Origin of the sequence: Luteimonas granuli, assembly GCF_007795095.1 — a bacterium.
GTDB classification, from domain to species: Bacteria; Pseudomonadota; Gammaproteobacteria; order Xanthomonadales; family Xanthomonadaceae; genus Luteimonas; species Luteimonas granuli.
The window spans coordinates 1,694,916-1,718,692 of the sequence record NZ_CP042218.1; the positions used below are offsets into that span (position 1 = coordinate 1,694,916).

At 73.0% G+C, this 23,777-nt stretch carries 18 protein-coding genes and 2 pseudogenes; 5 read left to right on the plus strand and 15 right to left on the minus strand.

The annotated features are described in order from the left end of the window. Position 1: 1 nt before the first annotated feature. Both FPZ22_RS07795 and FPZ22_RS07800 read right to left on the minus strand, forming a co-directional pair. Entirely contained in the window at positions 2-2,398 is a 2,397-nt protein-coding gene (locus FPZ22_RS07795; RefSeq protein ID WP_144891904.1) for a Tex family protein, read from the minus strand. A gap of 96 nt (positions 2,399-2,494) precedes the next feature. After that, positions 2,495-2,941, minus strand: a complete 447-nt coding sequence (locus FPZ22_RS07800; protein ID WP_144891906.1) for a putative signal transducing protein — start codon at positions 2,939-2,941, stop codon at positions 2,495-2,497. Between the two features lie 27 nt (positions 2,942-2,968). Between FPZ22_RS07800 and FPZ22_RS07805 the strand changes: the two genes are divergently transcribed. Continuing rightward, positions 2,969-4,279 (plus strand): sialidase family protein, encoded by a 1,311-nt coding sequence (locus FPZ22_RS07805; protein WP_144891908.1) that lies wholly within the window; start codon positions 2,969-2,971, stop codon positions 4,277-4,279. Here the strand turns inward: FPZ22_RS07805 and FPZ22_RS07810 are convergent. The 4 genes and pseudogenes from FPZ22_RS07810 to glyQ all read right to left on the minus strand — a co-directional run. Next, entirely contained in the window at positions 4,276-8,196 is a 3,921-nt protein-coding gene (locus tag FPZ22_RS07810) for a translocation/assembly module TamB domain-containing protein (RefSeq protein WP_144891910.1), read from the minus strand. The two genes, FPZ22_RS07805 and FPZ22_RS07810, sit on opposite strands and share 4 nt — an antisense overlap. 3 nt (positions 8,197-8,199) lie before the next feature. Further along, positions 8,200-10,107, minus strand: coding sequence for an autotransporter assembly complex protein TamA (locus FPZ22_RS07815; protein ID WP_342779159.1), 1,908 nt, complete (start codon positions 10,105-10,107; stop codon positions 8,200-8,202). An 81-nt stretch (positions 10,108-10,188) separates the two neighbouring features. Beyond that, on the minus strand, positions 10,189-12,399 hold the full coding sequence (gene glyS / locus FPZ22_RS07820; protein WP_144891912.1) for a glycine--tRNA ligase subunit beta: 2,211 nt from the start codon (positions 12,397-12,399) through the stop codon (positions 10,189-10,191). A gap of 80 nt (positions 12,400-12,479) precedes the next feature. Beyond that, a pseudogene (gene glyQ / locus FPZ22_RS07825) lies at positions 12,480-13,367 on the minus strand (glycine--tRNA ligase subunit alpha); the annotation flags it as partial. Between the two features lie 103 nt (positions 13,368-13,470). On the opposite strand from glyQ, the gene FPZ22_RS07830 reads away from it, so the two are divergent. Beyond that, positions 13,471-14,199 carry a glutamine amidotransferase gene (locus tag FPZ22_RS07830; protein WP_144891916.1) on the plus strand — a complete coding sequence of 243 codons (729 nt, stop codon included), beginning with the start codon at positions 13,471-13,473 and terminating at the stop codon, positions 14,197-14,199. Between the two features lie 65 nt (positions 14,200-14,264). Beyond that, positions 14,265-15,173, plus strand: coding sequence for a hypothetical protein (locus FPZ22_RS07835; RefSeq protein ID WP_144891918.1), 909 nt, complete (start codon positions 14,265-14,267; stop codon positions 15,171-15,173). A 7-nt stretch (positions 15,174-15,180) separates the two neighbouring features. Here the strand turns inward: FPZ22_RS07835 and FPZ22_RS07840 are convergent, their stop codons facing one another. From FPZ22_RS07840 to FPZ22_RS07860, 5 genes are all read right to left on the minus strand, one after another. Continuing rightward, positions 15,181-15,903: an RDD family protein gene (locus tag FPZ22_RS07840; RefSeq protein ID WP_144891920.1), complete on the minus strand. Its 723-nt coding sequence runs from the start codon at positions 15,901-15,903 to the stop codon at positions 15,181-15,183. Continuing rightward, positions 15,903-16,655 (minus strand): twin-arginine translocase subunit TatC, encoded by a 753-nt coding sequence (tatC, locus tag FPZ22_RS07845; RefSeq protein WP_144891922.1) that lies wholly within the window; start codon positions 16,653-16,655, stop codon positions 15,903-15,905. Before tatC ends, FPZ22_RS07840 begins: the two co-directional genes overlap by 1 nt. Further along, positions 16,642-17,121 carry a Sec-independent protein translocase protein TatB gene (gene tatB, locus FPZ22_RS07850; RefSeq protein WP_144891924.1) on the minus strand — a complete coding sequence of 160 codons (480 nt, stop codon included), beginning with the start codon at positions 17,119-17,121 and terminating at the stop codon, positions 16,642-16,644. The genes tatC and tatB overlap by 14 nt, the downstream gene beginning before the upstream one ends. Before the next feature lie 24 nt (positions 17,122-17,145). Beyond that, positions 17,146-17,370: a Sec-independent protein translocase subunit TatA gene (gene tatA / locus FPZ22_RS07855; protein ID WP_144891926.1), complete on the minus strand. Its 225-nt coding sequence runs from the start codon at positions 17,368-17,370 to the stop codon at positions 17,146-17,148. 72 nt (positions 17,371-17,442) lie between these two features. Next, positions 17,443-18,345 (minus strand): lipid-binding SYLF domain-containing protein, encoded by a 903-nt coding sequence (locus tag FPZ22_RS07860; RefSeq protein ID WP_144894039.1) that lies wholly within the window; start codon positions 18,343-18,345, stop codon positions 17,443-17,445. Positions 18,346-18,553: 208 nt separating this feature from the next. Between FPZ22_RS07860 and hemH the strand changes: the two genes are divergently transcribed. Both hemH and FPZ22_RS07870 read left to right on the plus strand, forming a co-directional pair. Further along, a complete protein-coding gene (hemH, locus tag FPZ22_RS07865; RefSeq protein WP_144891928.1) occupies positions 18,554-19,519 on the plus strand; it encodes a ferrochelatase in 966 nt (321 codons plus the stop codon). After that, on the plus strand, positions 19,519-20,364 hold the full coding sequence (locus FPZ22_RS07870; protein ID WP_246121019.1) for an alpha/beta fold hydrolase: 846 nt from the start codon (positions 19,519-19,521) through the stop codon (positions 20,362-20,364). The genes hemH and FPZ22_RS07870 overlap by 1 nt, the downstream gene beginning before the upstream one ends. Positions 20,365-20,380: 16 nt before the next feature. On the opposite strand, the gene FPZ22_RS07875 is transcribed toward FPZ22_RS07870, so the two are convergent. From FPZ22_RS07875 to ttcA, 4 genes and pseudogenes are all read right to left on the minus strand, one after another. Further along, positions 20,381-20,887: a hypothetical protein gene (locus tag FPZ22_RS07875; RefSeq protein WP_144891929.1), complete on the minus strand. Its 507-nt coding sequence runs from the start codon at positions 20,885-20,887 to the stop codon at positions 20,381-20,383. 48 nt (positions 20,888-20,935) lie between these two features. Further along, complete coding sequence (locus FPZ22_RS07880; protein ID WP_144891931.1) at positions 20,936-21,739, minus strand: M48 family metallopeptidase; 804 nt, start codon at positions 21,737-21,739, stop codon at positions 20,936-20,938. A gap of 79 nt (positions 21,740-21,818) precedes the next feature. After that, positions 21,819-22,724 carry a recombination-associated protein RdgC gene (locus tag FPZ22_RS07885; RefSeq protein ID WP_144894043.1) on the minus strand — a complete coding sequence of 302 codons (906 nt, stop codon included), beginning with the start codon at positions 22,722-22,724 and terminating at the stop codon, positions 21,819-21,821. 153 nt (positions 22,725-22,877) lie between these two features. Continuing rightward, a pseudogene (gene ttcA / locus FPZ22_RS07890) lies at positions 22,878-23,741 on the minus strand (tRNA 2-thiocytidine(32) synthetase TtcA); the annotation flags it as partial. Positions 23,742-23,777 lie beyond the last annotated feature (36 nt).

A 23,777-nucleotide genomic window follows, 5' to 3' on the forward strand; every position in this document is an offset into this window, starting at 1 on the left:
TTCAGGGTTTGCGTGCGCGGGCGAACGCTTCGGCCAGGGCGCTGTTCGGCGGGGGTGAGGCGGGACGCGCTGCGCCGCCGCCTGCTCGAGCCTCGCCGCCGCGGCGACCACCGCCCCCTCCGGGGCGGCCGCGACCCCGCTCATCCCGCCCATCGCGCGCCCCGGCGTCGCGGCGCGCGCCGGGCTGCCGTTCTTCGCGCGGCGCGGGCGTGTCGTCCAGCCGGCGCGTCAATGCGATGCGCTTGCGCGCGACGTCCACCTCCAGGACCTTCACCTTGACGATGTCGCCGGCCTTCACCACGTCGCGGGGGTCCTTCACGTAGCGGTCGGACAGCGCGGAAATGTGGACCAGGCCGTCCTGGTGCACGCCGATGTCGACGAAGGCCCCGAAGGCGGCGACGTTGCTGACCACGCCCTCCAGGATCATCCCCTCGCGCAGATCCTTGATGTCCTCCACGCCCTCGGCGAACTTCGCCGCCTTGAACTCGGGGCGCGGGTCGCGGCCGGGCTTCTCGAGTTCGGCCAGGATGTCGCGCACGGTGGGTTCGCCGAAGCGCTCGTCGACGTAGTCGCCGGCCTTCAGCGTGCGCACGAAGGACGCATCGCCGACCAGGGCGCGCACGTCGCGCCCGCAGGCCTTCACGATGCGCTCGACCACCGGATAGGCCTCGGGATGCACGGCGGAGGCGTCCAGCGGTTCGTCGCCGTCGGCGATGCGCAGGAAGCCGGCGCACTGCTCGAAGGTCTTCCCGCCCAGCCGCGGCACCTTCAGCAGGTCCTGCCTGCGCCGGAACGGCCCGTTGGCGTCGCGGTGGGCGACGATGTTCGCCGCCACCGTCGCCGACAGCCCCGACACGCGCGACAGCAGCGCGCCGGAGGCGGTGTTCACGTGCACGCCCACGGCGTTCACGCAGTCCTCCACCCGGGCGTCGAGCGCGCGGGCGAGCCGGGACTGGTCGACGTCGTGCTGGTACTGGCCGACGCCGATCGCCTTCGGTTCGATCTTCACCAGCTCGGCGAGCGGATCCTGCAGGCGGCGTGCGATCGACACCGCGCCGCGCAGCGAGACGTCGAGGTCAGGGAATTCCCTGGCCGCCGTCTCCGAAGCCGAGTACACCGAGGCGCCGGCCTCGCTGACCACGATCTTCTGCATGGCCAGCTCCGGCGCGAGCCTGAGCAGGTCGGCGGCGAGCCGGTCGGTCTCGCGGCTCGCGGTGCCGTTGCCGATCGCGACCAGCTGCACGCCGTGCGCGGTGCAGAGCTTCCTCAAGGTGGCCAGCGACTGGTCCCACTGCCGGCGCGGCTCGTGCGGGTAGATGGTGTCGGTGGCGACCAGCTTGCCGGTGGCGTCGACCACGGCCACCTTCACGCCGGTGCGCAGTCCGGGATCGAGGCCGAGCACCGCCTTCGGGCCCGCGGGCGCGGCCAGCATCAGGTCCTCGAGGTTGTCGCCGAACACCGCGATGGCCTCGGTCTCGGCCTTCTCGCGCGCCTGCGCGAACAGGTCGAGCATGAGGTGAAGCTGCAGCTTGGCGCGCCAGGCCAGCCGGCAGGCGTTGAGCAGCCAGGCATCGGCGGCGCGGCCCACGTTGCGGATGCCGGCCTTGAGCGCGACGCGGCCCTCGGCGTACGCGTTGCCGGCCTCCACGTCGGCGCCGGGCTCGAGCTCGAGCTGCAGGAACTCCTCGCGGCGGCCGCGGAACAGGGCCAGCAGGCGGTGCGAGGGGATCTTCGCCAGCGGTTCGGCGTGATCGAAGTAGTCGCGGAACTTCTCGCCGGCGGCCTCCTTGCCCTCGACCACCTTCGACCGTATGAGGCCGCAGTCGGCGAGCCAGTCGCGCAGTTCGCCGATCAGCGCCGCATCCTCGCCCCAGCGCTCGAGCAGGATCGCGCGCGCGCCCTCCAGCGCGGCCTTCGGATCGGCGACGCCCTTGTCGGCGTCGACGAACCGCAGCGCGAACTCCTCCGGCACCTGCGTCGGATCGGCCAGCAGGCCGTCGGCCAGCGGCTCCAGTCCGGCCTCGCGCGCGATCTGCGCGCGCGTGCGGCGCTTCGGCTTGTACGGCAGGTAGAGGTCCTCCAGCCGCGCCTTGCTGTCGGCGCCCTCGATGTCGGCGCGCAGCTCGTCGCTCAGCTTGCCTTGCTCATCGATGCTGGCCAGGATCGCGGCGCGGCGATCCTCGAGTTCGCGCAGATAGCCCAGGCGCGTTTCCAGGTCGCGCAGCTGGGTATCGTCCAGGCCGCCGGTGACCTCCTTGCGGTAGCGGGCGATGAAGGGCACGGTCGCGCCTTCGTCGAGCAGGCCGACGGCGGCCTCGACCTGGGCGCGCTGCGCGCCGATCTCGCCGGCGATGGTCTGGGCGATCTTGCGCGCGAGCGCGGGGGAGAGTTCAGGCATCACGTTGCTGCATCGTGCGACAGGCGCCGCGGAACCACCGATTGTCCCCCCCGTCCGCCGCCTGCGGAACCCGTTGACAGCGCGCTCCCTCCGCGGTCAGGCGCGCCGGACCACCGTGTCGTCGTCGGTCCGGCGCCGCCATGGCAGCGGGATGCCGAACAGCATCAGCGCGGCCCAGGCGAGGCGGCTGGACAGGCTTTCGCGGCTGGGTGGCTGCAGCGCGGGGTCGTGCCCGCGTTCGCCGTCCCGGCCTTCATGGGCGCCGCCCGCGACCTCTCCGCGACCCTCGATGCCGGCCTCGGGCCAGGCGGTGTCGTCGAGTGCGTAATCGCCCGCATCCAGCGCCGCCAGCACCCGCCGCGCATGCACCACCTGCTCGTCGGGCACGCGCAGGCGCATGCCGCCGATCGCCAGCCGCCACTCCCAGTTGGCGATCGCGGTGCCGGTGTCGTCCAGGCGCGCCGGAATGCCCTCGGCCTGCAGCAGGCCGAGCGCCAGCTGGGCCTCGATCGGATCGGTATAGGCGGCGACGGTGGTGAACATGGGCGGGGCCTACGGTACGCTCGCGCCATGCGTATCGCCATCCTCGCTTCTGTCGTGCTTGCCCTCGCCGCGGGCTGTGGGGCCGAAGCGCCCGCGCCGGCCGCCTCCGTCCCTGATTCCGCCCCCGGCGCCGATCCAGCCGTCGAGCGCCTGGTGGAGCAGTGGCCTCTGCCAGCCATGCTCGCCGGGTCCGCGATGCCGGACCTCGTCGCCGCCGGCGACCGCAGGCTGCTGCTGTCCTGGGTGAACTCGCAGCGCGGGCGCCGCCACATCCTGCAGTTCTCCAGCTACGACCTGAACGCCTCGCGCTGGGAAATGGCGCCCGCGACCATCGCGGTGGGCAACAGCATGTTCGTGAACTGGGCCGACACGCCGCACATCATGTCCACGCCCGACGGCGCGCTGTGGGCGCACTGGCTGCAGAAGAACGGCGAAGCGCCCTATGCCTACGACGTCCGGCTGGCGCGCTCGAGCGACGGCGGCCGCAACTGGAGCGCGCCGGTGAGTCCGCACGACGACGGCACGCAGACCGAGCACGGCTTCGTGTCGATGTGGCCGCAGGGACCGGGCGCGCTCGGCATCGCCTGGCTCGATGGCCGCAATACCGCCGGCGGCACGCACGCCGGGCACGCCACGGGTGCCATGTCGCTGCGCGCCGCGAGCTTCGACGGCGCCCTGCGCAAGGATGCCGAGGTCGGGATCGACGCCAGCGTCTGCGACTGCTGCCAGACCAGCGCCGCGGTCACCGCCCGCGGCCCGCTGCTGGTCTACCGCGACCGCACCGACGGCGAGGTCCGCGACATCTTCGCCACGCGCCTGGACGGGGACGCCTGGACCGCGCCGAAGCCGGTGCACGCCGACGGCTGGGTGATGCCGGCCTGTCCGGTCAACGGCCCGGCGGTGGCGGCCGAAGGCGAGGCCGCGGTGGTCGCCTGGTACACCGCCGCGGACGGCGACACGCCGGAAGTGCGCATCGCCCACAGCGTCGACGCCGGCGACGGTTTCTCCGCGCCGCTCACGCTCGACCGCGGCGAGGCGGTGCAGGGACGCGTGGCCGTGGCCCTGGGCGCTGGCCAGGCCTGGGTCCTCTGGATGCGCGAAGACGGCGACGGCCAGTCGCTCTGGCTCTCGCGGCGTTCGCCCGACCTGGCGATCGAACACCAGCGCATCGAGGTCGCCAGGCTCGCCGGCCGCGGCCGCGGCACCGGCTTTCCGCAGCTGGCGGTGGCGGACGGCATTGCCCATGTGGTGTGGACCGATGTGGAAGACGGTGTCGCCGGACTCCACGGCGCCCGCATCGTCCCTCGCGGCCCGGGCGGATCCGGCGCGGCCCGCTAGCGCTCGTGGCGGTAGTTGATCGAACCGCGGCTCTCCACGGTGCTCGATTCGATCTCGACGTCGAAGCCCTTGCGCAGCAGGTACTTGAGCGTCAGCACCTGGCCGGTGCCGAGCAGCGACACGCCGAAGCCGACATAGAGCCGGGGTGAAAGCTGCTTGCCGATGCCGAACACGCTGCCACCGAGCGCGCGCGACTGGGTGACGCCGGCATCGTCGAGGCCGATCTGCTTTCCGAGCTGCCCGGCCAGCAGGCTTCCGCCGGCATTGAGCGCGGCCGACGCGGCATCGAGGTCGCTGGCCTGGCGACCGCTCAGGCTCGACAAGGGCCGGCCCAGGGCGAGGTAGGCCAGGGCCTCGGACTCGTCGCTGGCGGGATTCGTCCACACCTGCGCGCGTGGAGCCGAGGCGCGGCCGCTGACGTCGATGCCGGCGGTGATCTCGCCCACGCGGCGTTCGGCGCGGATGTCGAGCACCGGGTCGGAGACCGGCGTGTTCGACCAGACCATCCGGCCGCGGGTGATCGCCAGCTCCTGGCCGTAGGCCTCGTAGCGCCCGGCGACCTCGAGCAGGCCGTGGCCGGTCATCTCGCGGCCGGCGCGCGAGACCACGCGCAGTTCGCCGGTCAGCCGCCCTTCGAGGCCGAAACCGTCGAGATGGACGTCGTCGCCCATGGCCAGCGCAAGGTCGAGTTCCATCGGCAGCGCCGGCCCGGCCTCGGGATCCACCGGATCCAGGACCACCACGTCCGGCGAGGCGGAGACGCCGTCGCTCAGCCGCTCGAGGTCCATGCGCGCGCTCGGCACCAGCACCCGGCCGGCGACCTGCAGCGGCCGGCCGGCGGCGTAGCGCAGCTCGACGTCCGGGCTGGCCACGGCGCGCAGGTCGCGGGTGTCGGAGACCAGCACGTCGTCGCCGTGCACCCGCAGCAGCAGCGGCGCGCCCGGGGTGCGCCAGTCGAGGCTGCCGTCGATCGCCAGCCGGCCCTCGCCGCCGGTGCCCAGGCGACCGCTGATCGACGCGCTGCCGTCGGGCCGCGCATCGAGCCGCGCCTCGCCGTCAACGATGGCGATCGCCAGCGCGGGGATCTCGGCGCCGAAACCGGTGAGCGCGGCGCTGCCGCCGATGGTGGGCTGCGCGCGCGTCCCGGCGAGGCGGATGTCGGCGTCCAGGCGCCCGGTGGGCGAAACGATGTCGGGCGAGAACAGCTCCAGCCAGGTCAGCTCGCTGGTGGCCGCGGCGACCGAACCTTCCAGCGGCGCCCAGGCGTCCCAGCCGGTGCGCAGCGTCGCATCGATCCGGCCGCTGCCGTTGAAGCCCAGGCCCAGGGTGGCGGAGATGCGGCGGGCATCGAACCCGGCCTCCAGCGTCAGGCCGGCGTAGGACATCACGTCGCGGCCCGAACGCGGGCCGGTGCGCAGCGCTCCCCCGGCGGAGGCGACGTCCAGATGGCCCTGCCAGGCCCGGCCCGCGGGACGCAGCCGGCCGTCGAGGTCGATGTCTCCCTCGAGATGCCAGGGACGCCCGGTTTCCTGCTTCGGCAGGTAGGGTGCGAGCAGGGCCAGCGGCAGCTGCCTGCCGTCGATGGACAGGCCCTGCCGGGGCCAGTCGGCGCTGGCGCAGAGATATCCGCCGACGTCCGCCGCCAGGCAGGCCGGTGACAGCGTCCAGCGTGCGCCCGCGCCCTGCGCCAAGATGGCCGCGGACTGCAGCCGCCAGGCCGCGCCCGGCGACGGCGCGATCTCCAGTGCCTCCAGCGCGCCCCGCCACAGGCCGTTGCCGCCGCGCCGCGCGCTGCCCGACAGCGCGGCCCGGCCGATGTCGCCGCTGGCCGCGGCGTCGAGCCGCAGGTCCTCCACCGCACCGCGCGCGCGCAGCGTCAGCGTCTCCAGCGCGAGGCCGGCCTGCACGCCGTCGGCGTCGAGGGCCAGTTCGCCCCCGCCACCGCGCCAGGGCAGATGTCCGCGCAGGCGGAGGCGGCCGGCCGAGTAGTCGCCATGGCGCAGGCCGCTGCCGTCCAGGTCGGTGTGCAGGTCGGGACGGTCGCGGGCCCCGCTGAGCTCGAGCCTGCCCTCGAGGCGGCCGGCCGCCCCGGGCACCAGGTCGTCGAGGCGCAGCGGTGCCAGCGAGGCCTGGATGTCGAAGCGTTCGCCGACCCGGCCACGGGCGTCGACGCGGCTCCCGCCGATGCCGAGCGCGGCCTCGCCTTCATAGCCCGCCTGCGCCGTGCCGCCGGGCGCGGCGCCGTGCATGGCGAAGCGGGCCTGGCCCGCCAGCCGGCGCCCGCGCAGCTGTCCTCCAAGCTGCCCGACCTCGACCGCCAGCTCCAGGCCCCCGTCGTCGCGCGTGCTGCCGGTACTCGCGAGCCGGCCGTCGATGGCGCCGTCGAAGCCGGGCGCGAAGTAACCGGGATCGAAGCCGGCCAGCCCGGCGTCGATCGTCCATGCCAGCGATGGCGACCAGTCCACGCGGCCGCTGCCTTCCAGGCGCCCGCCGGGCGTGCGCGCGACCAGGCGGTCGAATCCGACGCCCCCCCGGTTGCCGCGGCCGCGAAGCTCCACCTCGGCCGCATCGCCGTTGCGGCGCAGCGTGGCCTTGCCCACCAGCGCCCAGCGCGCGGCGGTGCCTGCCAGGCCGATGTCGGCGTCGGCGCGCACCGTGGCCGCCGGGTCGGGCGCGGCGCCCTCCGTGGCCGGTGCCCAGGCCAGGCCCCGTGCGGCGAGGGCGTAGCGGACGTCGGCGGCCGCCGGGTCGGCGAAGTCGCCGCGGCCGGTCACGGTGATCCGTCCCTCCAGCAGGTCCACCACCAGGGGGTCGAACTCCAGTACCTGCCCGTCCAGCACCACCACCGAGGGCCGGATCGTGGCGCGGTATCCGCCGCGGGCGATGTCCCCCCGCACGGTCGCGCGGCCGCCGGTGCCGCTGGCGGCGAGGTCGAAGACCAGCGGCGTACCCGGCTCGCCGGCGCCGGCCAGCAGCGTCGGATCCAGGCCATCGCTCGCGGCGGCGAAGCTCCAGCGCGGCGCCTCCCGGCCGCCGCGCAGAGCGATGCGGGCGCGCACCCGGGCCGGCGCATGGCCGGACAGCGCCACGTCCAGCGCGTCGAGGTCGCCGCGCGCCACCAGGCCCAGTCGTGGCCGCGTGGTCCCCGCCGGCGCCGGCAGCAGCGCGGAAGCCGTGAGGTCCATGCGGTAGCCCTCTCCCGGGGCGTACTCGCCGCGCACGGTGAACAGGCCGCGGTCGCTGTCGACCACAACGTCGTGCAGCTGCAGCAGGCCGCTGCGCGCGTCCATGCCGCCGCGCAGGCGGGCGATGTCGATCATCGGCTCGCCGCCGCGCAGCACGCGGAAGCCGTCGATCACGATCACGTCGGCCTGCAGGCCCAGCGGCGGCTCGATCCGCGGCAGCACCTCGGGCCAGCGGGGCAGCGAGAATGGTTCATCGTCCGCGGGCGGCAGCTCCAGCACCGCTTCTTCGACCTGCAGCGCATCCAGGCGCAGCAGGCGGCCGAGCAGCGGGCGCAGGTCCGGGTCGATGGTGATGCGCCGGGCGCTGAAACGCAGTGTGTCCGGGGCGGCGCACCGGCCGTAGGGCACCGGCTGGCCGTCGACGTCGGGGCAGACCCGCTGCTCGAAGACGAGGTCGTGCAGGGTGAGCGGTCCCGCCGCCGGACCTTCGACATCGCGCCATTCCAGCGTCGTGCCGGCGGGCAGGCGCGCCACCACCTGCGCGAGCAGGAAATCGCGCCCTCCCAGGGTGGCCAGCAGCCACCACGCGGCCATCAGCAGCAGCGCCATCGCCGCCGCGCCGCCGATCGCGCTGCGCACCGCCAGCATCCGCATGCGCGCCTGCCGCCGCGCGCGCAGCGCCGCGATCCGCGCCTCGCGCTCTTCCGGCGTGATGTCGGGCGTGCTGGCCATGCGCTACAGGCTGGTGCCGATGTTGAGGTGCAGGGTGAACGGCGAGTCCGGATCGTTCAGCCCGCGCGCGACGTCGAGGCGCAGCGGGCCGACCGGGGTCTGCCAGCGCAGGCCGAATCCGACGCCGGTGCGCAGCTCGGCGGAGCCGTCGTGGGCGCTGCCGGCGTCGACGAAGGCGGCCACGCCCCAGGGGCCGCCGCGGAAGTAGTGTTCGTACTCGGCGCTGGCGGTGATCACGTGCCGAGCGCCGAGCGCGAAGCTGTCCTCGTCCGCGTCGACCACGCGCGGGCCCACCTCGCGCCATTCGTAGCCGCGGATGCTGCCGTCGCCGCCGGCGTAGAAGCGCAGGCTCGGCGGCATGTCGATCAGGGCGTCGGTCTCCGTGCGGCCGACCTCGCCGCGCAGGATCAGGCGGTCGCTGTCGCCGATGCCCAGGTACCAGTGCGCGCGCGCGTGCATCTGGATGAAGCCGGCCTCGGAGCCCGCGCCCTCGATGCCGCTGCGCAGCAGCAGGCTGCCGCTGTAGCCGCCGCGCGGGAACAGCGGGTCGTCGAGGTCGACGTACGTGGCGCGCACCGACGGATAGGTGAAGGTGGCATAGCGGTATAGCGGCGGCGTCGACGGGTCGTCATCGTCCTCGTATTCGTAGGCCCAGCGCTCGCGCAGCGCGTGCAGCGAGGCCACCAGGTTGAGGTTGCGGCTGTACTGGCCGCTGCGGCTGGCGACGAACTCGATGCGCCGGGTGTCGATGTAGTCCGTCTGCTCGTCCGCGCCCTGCAGGCTGGCGGTGTACCAGCCGTCGAGCCAGCGGAACGCGGGGATGCGGTACTGCAGCGTCATGGTCTTGCGGTTGCGGGCGTAGTCCAGCTGCCACAGCGCCTTGTGCCCGCGGCGGTTGACGTGGCGCCGCTCCTGGCCGAGGCGCACGCCCGGCCCGCTGTCCGTGCCGTAGCTCAGGCCGGCGGTATGGACATCGCGCCTGGCCGGCGTGAGGGTGACCTCGACCGGGACGCGGCCGTCCACCGCGTCCTCCGGTGCCGGAGCGATGTCGATGCGGCTGAAGTAGTCCAGGCCGGTGAGCGAGGTGCGCAGGCGGTCGAGACGGCCCTGGTGGTAGTACTGGCCTTCTTCCCAGTACACCAGGCGCTCCAGCAGGCCGGGATCGACCACCTCGTGCGGCGTCTGCACGAAGCGGGTCGGGCCCATGTCGTAACGCTCACCGCTGGTCCAGACCAGTTCGATGTCGGCGGCGTATCCGGCGCGGGTCACCGCCACCCGGCGCGCGGAGAAGTCGGCGTCGAAATAGCCGCGCTCGGCCAGGCGGCGGCTGATCCGGGTCTTGCTGGCCTCGTAGTCCGGGTGGTGCAGGATCGAGCCCTGGCGCGGGATGAAGTCGTCCAGCTCCTGGCGGAGATACGGGTCATCGTGGCCCTCGCCGATGATGGCGATGTCGGCGCGGCGCACGCGCACCGGGTCGCCCGGCTCCACGGTGACCACGACCGACAGCGGCGCCTGCCCGTCGCGCGCGTCGCCCGCGTCGCCGGTCCCGCGCACGCTGGCGACCGTGGCCGCGGCGCTCTCGCGGGAGGCGTCCCCGTCGTCGGCCGCGGTGTCCAGCACCACCCTGCGCTCGCCGTTGCGCACGCGCTCGACCACGATCCGCGGCGAGTAGTAGCCGAAGGGTTCCAGCGCCTCGCGGGTCTCGTCGCCGGCGGCATGCAGCATGTAGGCCAGGCGTCGCCAGGACAGTTCGGTGCCGATGGCATCCACCAGCGACAGCGAGGTGCGGACGTTTTCCTCCATCTCCTCGTCGAGTCCGCGGATCTCCACCGAGGTGACGCTGGCCGCGTGGGCGCCGCCGATCGCGGCGAACAGGAACAGGGCTGCGGCGGCGCGGGGGAACGACGGCATCGCGTGAGCATACCGGGCGGCGTCGGCGCGCGATCGACGCCGTTGCCGGGCGCGCGGTGCCCGCGCGACCCGGCCCCGCGTTCAGGCGGAGAGCTGGCCGAGTTCGGCCACGCTCCCCAGCCGGCGCGCCAGACGCTGCAGCAGGGCCAGGCGGTTGCGGCGCAGCGCCGGGTCATCGACGTTGACCATCACCGCGTCGAAGAAGGCGTCGACTTCGGGTCGCAGCCGCGCCAGTCGCGCCAGCGCCGCGACGTAGTCGCCGCCCTCCAGCGCAGGGCCGGCGTCGGCCCAGGCCGCGTCCATCGCGGCCGACAGCGCCTGCTCGGCCGGCTCGGCCAGCAGGGCCGGATCGACCGCCTCCGGCACGGCACCTTCGACCTTGCGCAGGATGTTGCGGATGCGCTTGTCGGCGGCGGCGAGGGCCTCGGCCTCGGGCAGCTTCGCGAAGCTGGCGATGGCGTCGACGCGGCGGTCGAAGTCGAGCAGCGAAGCGGGGCGCAGCGCGGCCACGGCGTTGAACTGCTGGACGGGCACGCCGCGGTCGCCGTAGTAGCCGCGCAGGCGATCGAGGATGAAGTCGTAGAGTTCACCGACCGGGTTGTTCCGCGTCAGGTCCAGCGCCGGGTCCGCAAGCGCCGTACCACGCGCTGGATCGCTGGACGTGGGGTGGAGGCCTTCGATCGCATCCGATACGGACCGCTGGAATTCGACGACGTTCGGGTCCAGAGCCGGCAACGCGATGATTGCGGCCGCCAGCACCGCCGGAAGATCGAGCTCCATCTCGCCCTCGATCATCGTCCGCGCCAGCCCCAGCGCCGCGCGCCGCAGTGCGAATGGATCCTTGTTGCCGGTGGGCTTCAGGCCTGCGGCGAAGCCGCCGGCCAGGGTGTCGATGCGCTCGGCCACGGCCAGCACCCGGCCCAGCGGCGAGGGCGCGATGGCGTCGCCGGCGCCGCGCGGTTGCCAGGCCTCGTCGAGGGCCACCGCCAGCGCTTCGCGGTCGCCCTGGGCGAGGTCGGCCAGCGCCGGATCCTGCATCGCGTAGTGGCGCCCGGCGACACCCTGCAGCTCCGGGAACTCGTTGACCATGCGCGACTGCAGGTCGGCCTTGGCCAGCCGCGCCGCACGCTCCGCAAGCGCCGGATCGACGCCGGCGGCGGGCGCCAGCGACCCGGCGAGCGTCGCCACGCGCGCGGACTTGTCGGCCACGCTGCCGAGCTTCGCCTGGTAGGTCACCGTGGCCAGGCCTTCGTTCATCGCCGTCAGGCCCTGCCTCATGTCCTCGAGGAAGAAGAACCTGGCGTCGGCGAAGCGCGGCCGGATCACCCGCTCGTAGCCCTTGCGCACCTCCGCCGCGTCGCGGGACTCGATGTTGGCCACGCCGATGAAGCGCTCGGTCAGGCGGCCATCGGCGTCGAGCACCGGGAAGAACTTCTGGTTGGTCTCCATCGTCGCCACCAGCGCTTCCTGCGGTACCGCGAGGAACTCCGGCTCGAACGAGCAGGCGACGGCCGACGGCCATTCCACCAGGCACTCCACCTGGGCGAGGTTGCCGGGGTCGATGCGCGCCACGCCGCCGCCCGCGGCGGCCGCGGCCTGCACGCCGGCGACGATCGCGTCCCGGCGCTCGTCGGGATCCACCAGTACCCTGGCCCCCCGCAGCGCGTCGACGTAGTCGTCGGGAGCGTTGATCCACACCGGCTTGTCGTGCATGAAGCGATGGCCGCGGCTCATGCGGTCGGCGGCGACGCCGAATGCCGTGGCGGGCACGACGTCACTGCCCAGCAGCACGACCAGCCAGTGCACCGGCCGTGCGAAGGCGTGCGCATGCGCACCCCAGCGCATCGGCTTCGGCACCGGGATGGCGGCGATCGCATCGTCGAGCACCGCCTGGAGCAGGTCGCGGGTGGCGGCGCCCGGCGTGACCGAGCGGTGCACGAAGCGCTCGCCCTTCTGGTCGCTGGTGCGCTCGAGCGCGGTCCACTCCACGCCGGCCTTCTGCGCGAAGCCCTGAAGTGCGCGCGTGGGCCGGCCTTCGGCGTCCAGGGCGATGTTGAGGTAGGGGCCGAGGACCTCCGAAGACTGCTCGGGCTGGGTCGTGGCCACGTCCTGGAGCAGCACCGCAAGGCGCCGCGGCGCGTACAGCGGCCGGGCGCCCTCGGCGAACGCCACGCCGCGCCGCGACAGCGCCTCGCGCACGCCGTCGAGGAAGGCGCGGGCCAGGCCGGGCAGCGCGTCGACCGGCAGCTCGTCGGTGCCGAGCTCGATCAGGAGGGGGGCGGTGTCGGTCACTGCAGGTCCTTCTCGATCGCGAGATGGTGGTCCAGGGCGTTGTCGCGGGATGCCGGCATGCGATCGACGCCGGGAGCCGGCTTCAGGCCGGGGAACCCGAGCTTCTCGCGCTGCGCGTAATACGCTTCGGCGACCGCCTGCGACAGCCTGCGGACCCGCAGGATGTAGCGCTGGCGCTCGGTGACCGAGATCGCGCGGCGGGCGTCGAGCATGTTGAAGCTGTGGCTGGCCTTCATCACCTGCTCGTAGGCCGGCAGCGGCAGGCCGAGCTCCACCAGCTTCATCGCTTCCGCCTCGCAGGCGTCGAAGCGGTGCGACAGCTCCGCCACGTCGGCGTGCTCGAAGTTGTAGGTGCTCTGCTCCACCTCGTTCTGGTGGTAGACGTCGCGATAGGTGACGGGGCTGCCATCGGGGCCCAGCGTCCACACCAGGTCGAAGACGTCGTCCACGTTCTGCAGGTACATGCACAGCCGTTCCAGGCCGTAGGTGATCTCGCCGAGCACCGGGCGGCACTCCAGGCCGCCGGCCTGCTGGAACCAGGTGAACTGGGTCACTTCCATCCCGTTGAGCCAGACCTCCCAGCCGAGGCCCCAGGCGCCGAGCGTGGGCGACTCCCAGTTGTCCTCGACCAGGCGCAGGTCGTGCACCAGCGGGTCCACCCCGAGTGCCCGGAGCGAGTCGAAGTACAGCTCGACGATGTTGTCGGGGCTGGGCTTCATCACCACCTGGTACTGGTAGTAGCGCTGCAGGCGGTTGGGGTTCTCGCCGTAGCGGCCGTCGGTGGGGCGGCGGCAGGGCTGCACATACGCGGCGTTCCACGGCTCCGGGCCGAGCGAACGCAAGAAGGTCGCCGGATGGAAGGTGCCGGCGCCGACCTCGAGGTCCAGCGGCTGGACGAGCACGCAGCCCTGCGCAGCCCAGAAGTCGTTGAGCCGCTGGATCAGCTGCTGGAAGGTGGGTGCGGGCATGCGTGCTCCGGCCGGCGGAAGGGCGCGACGAATGTGGGCGCGCTAGTATACCGGGGCCCCTCCGCGCGACCGCGCGGCAGCGTGACTTCCTACGGTGTCGTGCATGCTCAGAAATTCGCGTCCGTTCCTGGTCGTGGAGACCGGGACTCCGGTTCCCTCGATGCGTCGCCACGGGCGTTTCCCGCACTGGATCCGCACCGCCGCCGGCCTGTTCCGCGGCGAGGTCGACGTGGTCGACGTGCAGTCCGGCGAGGAGCCGCCGGCGCACCAGGGCTACGCCGGGATCCTGGTCACCGGTTCGGGTGCCATGGTCAGCGACCGCGAACCCTGGAGCGAGCGCACCGCCGACTGGTTGCGCGATGCCGCCCACGATGGCGCGCACGTCCTGGGCATCTGCTACGGCCACCAGCTGCTGGCGCACGCGCTGGGCGGCGAGGTCGCCGACAACCCGCGCGGCATCGAGATGGGCACCATCGGCCTCGACCTGCATCCGCATGCGGCCGACGATCCGCTGTTCACCGGCCTGCCCGCGCGCATCCTGGCCCAGGCCACGCATGTCCAGAGCGTGCTGCGCCCGCCCGAGGGCGCGGTCGTGCTCGCCGCCTCGTCGCTGGACGACTGCCATGCCTTCCGCTGGGGCGGGTCGGCCTGGGGCCTGCAGTTCCACCCCGAGTTCAGCGCCGGCCACATGCGCGGCTACGTCGCCGCGCGCGAACACCGGCTGGCCGAAGGCGGCCGCGATCCGGCGGCGATCCACGCCGCCGTGCGCGCGGCCCCGGATGCGCGCCGCGTGCTGCGCCGCTTCGTGCGTCGGGCACGCCGGCACGCCTGAAACCATCGGTTAGGATGGCCGCCGGGTGGCGCGGCCACGCACGAACGAAGGGGAAACGGATGGGCATGCGCAGCTTGGGTCCGGCGGCCGGCTGGAAGTGGCTGATGTTCGGCATCAACCTCGGCCGCGGGAATCCGCGGGCGATCTTCGGCGGCGCAGCGCTCCTGGTGCTGGCGGTGCTGGCGCTGGCGATCGTGCTCAGCATCGCGCTCGGCGCGATCCAGGCCTCGGCCGGAGGCGGTGGCGACCTGTGGCTGAGCCTGGTGATCACCGTGCCGCTGATGGTGGCGATGGGCGGCATGATGGTCGGCTATCTGCGCGTCATCGATGCCGTCGAGCACGGCCGCCCGGCCACCGCCGGCGCGGTCTTCGCCGGCTTCCGCGACCGCGGCGCGTGGCTCAACGCGAGCGGCCTGCTGCTGATGCTGGCCGTGATCCAGAACCTCGCCATCTACGGCCTGGTCACCTGGCTGGCCCCGGACGTGGTGTCCTGGTACATGGAGAACCTCGCCGCGGCCGGCGCCGAGGTGCCGGCGGAGACCATGGAGCTGCCCACCGGCTTCGGCCGCGCCATGGCGGTGGCCAGCGTGATCGGCCTCCTGGTGTTTGCGGTCCAGGCGATCGGCCTGGGACAGGTCGCGCTGCGCGGCCGCGGCGCCCTGGGCGCGCTGGGTGACGGCGCGCAGGGCGCACTTCGCAACATGCTGCCGCTGGTCGTCCTGTTGTTCCTCGCCCTCGCGGTCCTCCTGGTCTTCAGCCTGGTGGCGGCGGTGATCGCGCTCCTGTTCGCGGCCATCGCCGGCGCTGCGGGCGCGGCCGGCGCGGTGCTGGCGGCCGTGGTCGGCATCCCCCTGTACCTGCTGGCGATGCTGGCGGTGTTCGTGGTGATGATGGGCGTGATGTACGCCGTCTGGCGCGATGTCGCCGGGGACGGCGGCGCGCCTGCCGCGGAAGACCACACCGTCGCGGCCTGAGGCCGCCTCAGGGCCCGCCGTAGGGACCGCGCCCCGCGAGGGCAGCATCGAGCGCGTCGATCACGGCGCGTTCGAATCCGGCCAGCAGCCAGGCATTGGCGGCCAGAGCGGCCGCCGCCCACAGCAGCAGCCAGCACACGGCCCAGAAGGGCATGCGCGACGGAGTGCCCTCGGCAAGGCGCACGCGCGTGCCGCTGAGGCGATCATGCAGCGCCGCGTGCAGGGGCGGGAGCGCCGCCATCAGGTGGCCGAGGTTGAGCGTCAGCCAGGACAGGGTGCCGGCCACGAAGCGCAGCACGACGGCGCCGGTGGTGGCGCGTCCACCGTCGGCGGCGACCACGCGCAGGCCCAGCGCCCGCTTGCCCGGGGTGGCCTGCCAGCGCGAGCGCTCGAAGCCGACGCACCAGGCCAGGAACAGCGGCACGAATGCCAGCAGGGCCGGAAGCAGCATGGCCACCACGGCCGCGCGGATCCCGGACGCGGCGGCGTGCAGCGCCGGATCGCGCATCCAGCCCAGGGCGATCGCCAGCGGTGCGCGGCCGGCGTCGAGGGCCTCGAGCGCGTCCATCATCCGCCAGGCCAGTGCGTGCACCAGGGTGGCCCCGGCGGTGTCGAACGCCTCGGCGGCGTCGCGCAGCGCCGCCTGGCACAGGACGAACGCCGGCAGCGCCACCGCACACGCGTCGAGGCTCCACGCGGCGCTGCGCCGCCAGAAGCCGGCGGGGCGCATCACTCCGTCCCGTTCTCACCCGCGGCGGTCCCGCGCGGCGCAAGCATGCGCGCGGCGACGATCCCCGCCTCGTACAGCAGGCACATCGGGACCGCCAGCATCAGCTGCGAGATGACGTCGGGCGGAGTGATGACGGCGGCCAGGATGAAGATGCCGACGATCGCGTAGCCGCGCCCTTCCTTCAGCTGCGCCGGCGTCACCCAGCCCAGCAGCACCAGGATCACCAGCGCCACCGGGAGTTCGAAGCTCAGGCCGAAGGCGAGGAAGATCACCAGCACGAAGTCGAGGTAGGCGTTGATGTCGGTCATCATCGCCACGCCCTCGGGCGTGACCATGGTGAGAAAGCCGAACACCGAGGGCAGCACCACGTAGAAGGCGAACGCGCAGCCGGTGTAGAACAACAGCAGCGAGCTCGCCAGCAGCGGCAGCGCCAGGTTCTTCTCACGCTTGTACAGCCCCGGTGCCACGAAGGCCCAGGCCTGGTAAAGCAGCCACGGCATGCTGGTCACCATCGCGGCGAAGAACGCCAGCTTCAGCGGCGCGAAGAACGGCGAGGCGACCTCGACCGCGATCAGGTGCGCGCCCTCCGGAAGCTTGGCCACCAGCGGCGCCGACAGCCAGGCATAGAGCTTGTTGGCGAAGGGCAGCAGCGCCAGCAGCACCACGCCCAGGCCGGCCAGGCCGCGCATGATGCGGCTGCGCAGCTCCAGCAGGTGGTCGAAGATGTGGCCCTCGCCGTCAGCGCCGGTCATCGGCGTCTCCGGACGGGATGGGCGGGGTGGAGGGGGCGGTTCCATCCGCGGAAACGTCCGGGCGGGGCGGCACGGTGGCGTTTCCCGGAGCTTCCGGCGCGGCCGGATCCGCCGCGGATGTCGCGCTGCCGTCGCCCGTCACGCCCTCGAACCGGTCGCCGAGTTCCTTCACTTCCCGACGCGCATGCGCACCGGCGTCGCGCACGCCCGTCTCGACCCGGCCGGCGGCCTCGCGCACCTCACGGTCGAGGTCGGTGGCCGCGGTGCGCACGGCATCCAGGTTCTGCTTGAGCTCCTCGGCGGCCATCTCGCGCTCGAGCTCGGACTTCACCGAGTACCACTGCGCGCGCGCGCGGCGCACCCACAGCCCGGCGAAGCGCGCGGCCTTGGGCAGGCGCTCGGGACCGAGCACCACCAGCGCCACCAGCCCGATCATCAGCAGTTCGCTGAAGGCGAGGTCGAACATGTCCCAGTGCCGGGTGCGGCGCGGTCAGCGCTGCACGCTGTCGTCTTCGCGTTCGGTCTTGCGCTCGCCTTCGCGCGACTGGTCGCCGAGCTGGCCGGCCGGCTTGTCGTCGTCGTCGGCCATGCCCTTCTTGAAGCCCTTGACCGCCTCGCCCAGGTCGCGGCCGGCGCCGCGCAGGCGCTTGGTGCCGAAGATCAGCAGCACGACCACCAGGACGATGATCCAATGCCAGATGCTGAAGCTGCCCATACTGCGTTACCTGGATGTGTTCGGGCGCTCAGGATACCAATTCGCCCGTGGCTGCCGACGCTGCCGCCGGCCTCAGTCGATGGGGTCGGGCAGCGGGGCCGGCAGGTCGTCGGCCGGAAGCGGCTCCGAGGTCACAGACGGACCGTCGACCGGCTGGAAGCCGCTGGAGGCCTGTGCGGCGGGGACGCCCTGGCCGATGGGCGAGGTTTCCACGGTCGGCGCGCGGGCGGATGCCGGCGCCGATGCCGCGGCCGTGGTCGCGGCGCTGCCGCTCGTTCCCCGGTTCAGTCGCGCATGCGAGGTCGCCTCTTCCAGGCTGTCGCGGAAATCGACCACGGCGCTCGAGGGCCGTTCCCGGGCGCGGCCTTCGAAGATCATCCGCGGCGTGGTGTCGCGGCCGTAGACGGCCTCGTTGGCCTTGTCGTCGATCGACAGCACCGCGCCGTCCAGGGCCACGCCGGCGAACAGTCCGCGGGCGCGCGACCAAGACCAGATCTCGGCCTTGAGCTCGCCGTCGGTGGCCGTGGACGCGTTGCGCCCCACCGGGCCGGCGGCCACGCCGGCGTCGGCGCCAAGGGTGAACTTGCCGTTGACGATCGACTCCAGCCCGCGGTCGCTGCGGAACACCAGCACCACGTCCGACGACTGCACGCCGGCCTGGAAGCCGATGCTGCCTCCGGTGAGCTTGACGAAGCTGGGGTTGGACCAGGTGCCGTCGGGATTCTTCACCGACATGAGGCCGTGGCCGCGGCGGCCGCCGATCACCAGTCCGGCCTTGATCGTGTCGGGCACGACCACGATCGCGCGGCCCTCGTCGAACAGCTTCTCCGGGATCGCCGATTCCGGGATCGCCTGGATCTCGCCCAGCACGCGCACCGCGTTGCGCGCGCGTGCGTCCTCTCCGGGTCCGGCGGACGCGGGCGCGGCGGCCACGGCGAAACACAGCGCGGCGGCGAGGGCGGGCAGGCGGAGCATGGAGCGCTTGGGCATGGGGAACTCCGTGGCGGAATGCACAGGAAGGATGCGACGACGGTGGCGCGATGTCGACCGCGCGCAGGGCCTTCGAGCCTATGCGGGCCGCGATGAATCGGCCATGAGCCTCACCGTTCCGCGTGCCCGGCGTGCCGGGTCCGGGCCCCGGTCCGTACACTGGCCGCCGTCACCGCCCGCAGCCGGAATCCGCATGACCGACACCGTACGCCCCGCCAGCGATGTCCTGCTGCTGGCCAACCTCGGCACGCCTTCGGCGCCGACACCCCCGGCCGTCGCGCGCTACCTCGGCGAGTTCCTTGCCGACCCCCGCGTGGTGCAGCTGCCGCGCCTGTTGTGGCTGCCGCTGCTGCGCCTGGTGGTGCTGCCCCTGCGCTCGCGCAAGGTCTCGCACAAGTACGCCGAGATCTGGATGGACGAAGGCTCGCCGCTGGAGGTGCACACCCGGCGGCTGGCCGCGGCCGTCCGGGCGCGGCTGCCGGGCGTGCGCGTGGAGCACGTGATGCGCTACGGCGAGCCGTCGCTCGCCCGGCGCCTGAAGGCGCTGCGCGACGACGGCGCGCGGGTGCTGGTGCTGCCGCTGTACCCGCAGTACTCGACCACCACCACGGCCTCGGTGGGCGACGTCATCGCGCGCGAGCGGCCGCAGGCGCGCATGGTCGACGATTACCACGTCGATCCGGCCTGGGTGCATGCGGTCGCGGACTCGATCCGGGCCCACTGGGACCGCCATGGCCGCGGCGAGCGGCTGCTGTTCTCTTTCCACGGCATCCCGAAGCGCCTGGTCGACGGCGGCGATCCCTATGAGCGCCAGTGCCACGCCAGCGCGCGCGCGATCGCCGCCGACCTCGGCCTGTCCGGCGACGCCTGGATGACCACCTTCCAGTCCCGTTTCGGCGGCGGCAAGTGGCTGTCGCCGGCCACCGATGCCACCGTGGGCGCGCTGCCGGCGGAGGGCGTGCGCCGCATCGACGTCGTCTGCCCCGGCTTCTCCGCCGACTGCCTGGAGACCCTGGAGGAGATCGCGCTGCAGAACGCGGAGATCTTCCGCTCGGCCGGCGGCGACACGCTGTCCTACATCCCCTGCCTCAACGATTCGCCCGCGCATGCGCTCGCGATCGCCGGCATCGCGACCCGGGCCTTCGAGGCATGGCGCTGATGCGCGGATTCGAGCTGTCGCTGCCGATGGGCACGGTGCGCGGCCTTCGCGCCGGCACCGGGGGCGCGCCGCGCGTGCTGGCCCTGCACGGCTGGCTCGACAACGCCGCGAGTTTCGTGCCCCTGGCGCCGCACCTGCCCGGCATCGAGCTGGTGGCGCCCGACCTGCCCGGCCACGGCGCCAGCGACCACCTGCCGCGCGGCATGGACTATTCGTTCGCCGGTGCCGTGCACACGGTGCTCGACGTCGCCGACGCCCTGGGCTGGGAGCGCTTCGGCCTGCTCGGGCATTCCATGGGTGCCGGCATCGCCAGCCTGGTGGCGGCCGCCTGCCCGGACCGCATCGACCGCCTGGTCGCGATCGAGGCCCTGGGCGCCCTGGCCGAGGAGCCTGCGCGTACCGTCGAACGCCTGCGCGAGGCGGTCGTGGCCACGCGCGCGCTGCCGGGCAAGCGCTTGCGCGTCTTTCCGGACATCGGGGTCGCGGTGCGCGCCCGGATGAAGGCCAACAACCTCGGCGAGGAGGCGGCACGGCTGCTGGTCGAGCGCGGCACGGTGGCGGTGGACGGCGGCTGGAGCTGGAGCAGCGACCCGCGCCTGACCCTGCCGACGATGGTGCGCATGACCGAAGCCCAGGTCGAGGACCTGGTGGCCGGCATCGTCTGTCCGACGAAGGTGCTGTTCGCCGATCCGGCGCAACCCTACCTGCCGGACCCGTTGCGGCGGGCGCGCGCGGCGCTGCTGCCGGCGGGCGAGCTGGTGGTGCTGCCGGGCGGCCATCATCTGCACATGGAAGAGCCGTGGGCGGTCGCGGCCGCGATCGGCGGCTTCTTCGCCGCAGGCTGAGCGACGGCTTCGCCGGCTATGGATGTTCGCCGTTGTCGCGCAGCTGGATGCCGATCATCAGCTGGTCACCGTTGCGGCGGGTGAAGCTGTAGGTCGCTTCGCGCCGGCCGCGCCTGAAGCCGAGCATGGCGCTGTCGGCCTGCTGCATGGACAGGGTCTGCGACCAGCCCTTGCGCTCCATTTCGGCGCGCGCGGCTTCGAACATCGACGCCACCGAGCCGTTGGACTCCAGGTTCACCAGCCGCGCACCGCCGATGTCCATCACGCTGCTGACCCCATAGGTCGTCGGCAGGAACAGATCGTCCGGGAAGTCCGCCGGCAGCAGGACGCCGCTGCCGGAGGCGATCGCCCTGACGCCCTCCTCATCCTCGTCCCGCACGCGGTTGCCGTCGCGGTCCTCCTCCGCCTTCTGGCCGCTGGCGCTTTCTAGGGCCGCCTCGGCCGCAGCGTCCGTGCCCCGCTGGCAGCCGGCGATGGAGAGTGCGGCACAGGCCACGACCAGCAGAAGCAGCAGTGGATGCATGGAATCTCCCGGGCACGCCGAGATGGAAGCCTGAACACGTCAACGGCCTCAGGCCGCGGGACCGGACAGCACCCGCAGCATCGCCTTGAGCCGCCTCCCATGGACGCGGAACCAGTCGCGCTCGTTGCGCCAGTCGGGGCAGCGGGCCTCGACTTCGGCCCAGAACGCCGGCGAATGATCGGCGTACAGCAGATGGCAGAGTTCGTGCACCAGCACGTACTCGAACGCGGACGGGCGGCCCAGCACCAGCGCCAGGTCGAGTGCCAGGGTGCCGTCGGGCGCCAGCGAACCCCATTGCGAGGACATGGCCCGCAGCCGGATGCGCACCGGTGCACGCGGCAGCTCCGGCAGGTAGCGCGGCAGCCAGGCACCGACGTCGGCGCGGGCCTCGCTTTCATAGAAATCGCGCAGGGCGCGGCGCAGCGCGTCGTCGCCGCCGCGGCCGGTGTGGCGGAACAGCAGGCCCTCGCCGTCGCGCACGACGCAGGCGTAGCGCCCGGCTTCCCAGCGCAGCGGCACCATGGCGCCGCGCAGCGGCAGCGCCGGCGTGACGCCGCACTCGAGCGGCGCGACCAGGTCGTCGATCGAGTGCGCGCGCAGTTGCTCCTGCAGCCAGTCGCGGTGCTGTTCGAGGAACCGGTCGCCCGATGCGGCGCTCGCCCGCGGTGGCAGGGTCAGGCGTGCGCCGCGCTCGTCGACCGACAGCCGCAGCCGGCGCGCACGCGGATCGCGCACGCGCACCACCGCGACCTCGCTGCCGTCATCCATGGCGAGCGCGACGGTGTCGCGCTGGACGTTGCGGGTGCCCGGTGCGGCGGACTTCGTGAGCAGCAGGCGGAGCAGGGACGACATGCTGCAATTCTACCGGCGCTGGCGTCGCTCGATGTGCATGCGTGCGAGGCGCACGATGGCCATCGCCGCGCGAGCGCGTTCAGGCATCCACGCGCGACAGCTTCAGCGCCGGCTCGAGGATCTCGAACAGCCGCCGCACTTCGGCCGACATCAGCGCGAAGCGCGCATCCAGCTCCGCATGCAGGTCGTCGCGGTCGCCGGACTCGAGCTGCTCCACCGCGCCGTCGAGGAACTTGAGCTTGCGCACCACCAGGTCCTCGCCGAGCACGAAGGAGACATGGTCGTCGAGCACCAGCGCCAGCCGCGTGACCTGCTTGCCGGCCTCGAGGTGGTGGGCGATCTCGTCGCTGCCCAGGTCCTGGCGCTGGCACTTCACGATCGCGCCGGTGTCGCTGCCGTCCTTGAGCTCGCACTCCTCGCCCAGCGACAGCCCCTCGGGCAGCGGCTCGCCCGCGATCCAGCCGGTCAGCACGCTGCGGGGCGCGATCTCGGCGTTCGCCGGCAGCGCCGGGAAGCTGCCCAGCGCCTGGCGCAGCGCCGAGACCACGGCCTCGGCGTTCTTGCGCGAGGAGGTGTCGACGATGCACAGCCCGTGCTTCAGGTCGAGCATGGCGTCGGTGCGCGAGGGGCGCACGAAGGCGCGCGGCAGCAGCTCGTGCACCAGCTCCTCCTTCATGCGCTTGCGCGCGCGGCCGCCGGGCCGGCGACCCTCGCGCTCCTCGGCTTCGTCGAGCCTGTGCGCGAGCATGTCGTTGACCACGGCGGCGGGCAGCAGCCGGTCTTCGCCGCCCACCGCGATCCAGGCGGCGTCGCCGATCCGGTGCGCGAAGGCTTCCGAGTCGCGGCCGAGCGCCGGCACGAAGCCGCGGGAGGACAGCTCGAGTGGGCCCACCGGCTTGAGCGGCTGCGTGGCCAGGGCCTCCTCGAGGCCCTCGAGATCGAGCGAGAGGGGGAAGCGGAACAGGGTCAGGTTGCGGAAGAACATGCGGGATGGGTGCCGTTGTGGGGGTAGGGAGTCGAGGTCAGCTTGGGCGCGCCGGCGCGCGGCCGACACGGCGGTCGGCCCGCGCATGCGGGTCGGGGACTGCGGTACCGGGGCATCAGGCGGCGTCGCCGGAGAGGGGGCGTCGTGCGGTTCGCCGGCCAGCCAGCCGTGGGCGTCGGCGGTGGCCGCGGCATCGCGGTGACCGAGCCCGAGGAAGTCGAACAGCTTCGGGTCGGCCAACTGCGAAGGCCGGATGTCGCCCAGCGCGCGGGCGATCTGGTCGATGCGCCCCGGGGTCTCGCGCTCCCACTCGCGCATCATCTTCTGCACCTGTTTGCGCTGCAGGTTCTCCTGCGAGCCGCAGAGGTTGCAGGGGATGATCGGGAACGCCCTCGCGTCGGCGTAGGCCGCGATGTCGTCCTCGCGCACGTAGGCCAGCGGACGGATCACGACGTGGCGGCCGTCGTCGGACAGCAGCTTCGGCGGCATTCCCGACAGCTTCGCGTGGAAGAACAGGTTGAGGAAGAAGGTCGCGACCATGTCGTCGCGGTGGTGGCCGAGCGCGATGCGGGTGAAGCCGTGTTCGGCGGCGTACGTGTACAGCGCGCCGCGCCGCAGTCGCGAGCACAGCGAGCACATGGTCTTGCCCTCGGGCACCACGCGCGAGACCACCGAATAGGTGTCCTGCTCGATGATGTGGAAGTCCACGCCCTGCGAGCGCAGCCAGTCGGGCAGCACGTGCTCCGGGAAGCCCGGCTGCTTCTGGTCGAGGTTGACCGCCGTGATCGAGAACTCGACCGGCGCCTTCTTCCGCAGCTGCAGCAGGACGTCCAGCATCGTGTAGCTGTCCTTGCCGCCGGACAGGCAGACCATGACCCTGTCGCCATCCTCGATCATGCCGAAGTCGGCGATCGCGCGGCCGACCTGGTGGCGCAGGCGCTTGGCCAGGCGCTGCGCCTCGTGCGCGGCGCGGCGTGCGCGGGGCGCAGGTTCGGCGAGGGGCAGGACGATGCTCATGTGCGCTGCATTCTAGCCGTCCCGCGCCCCACCGTG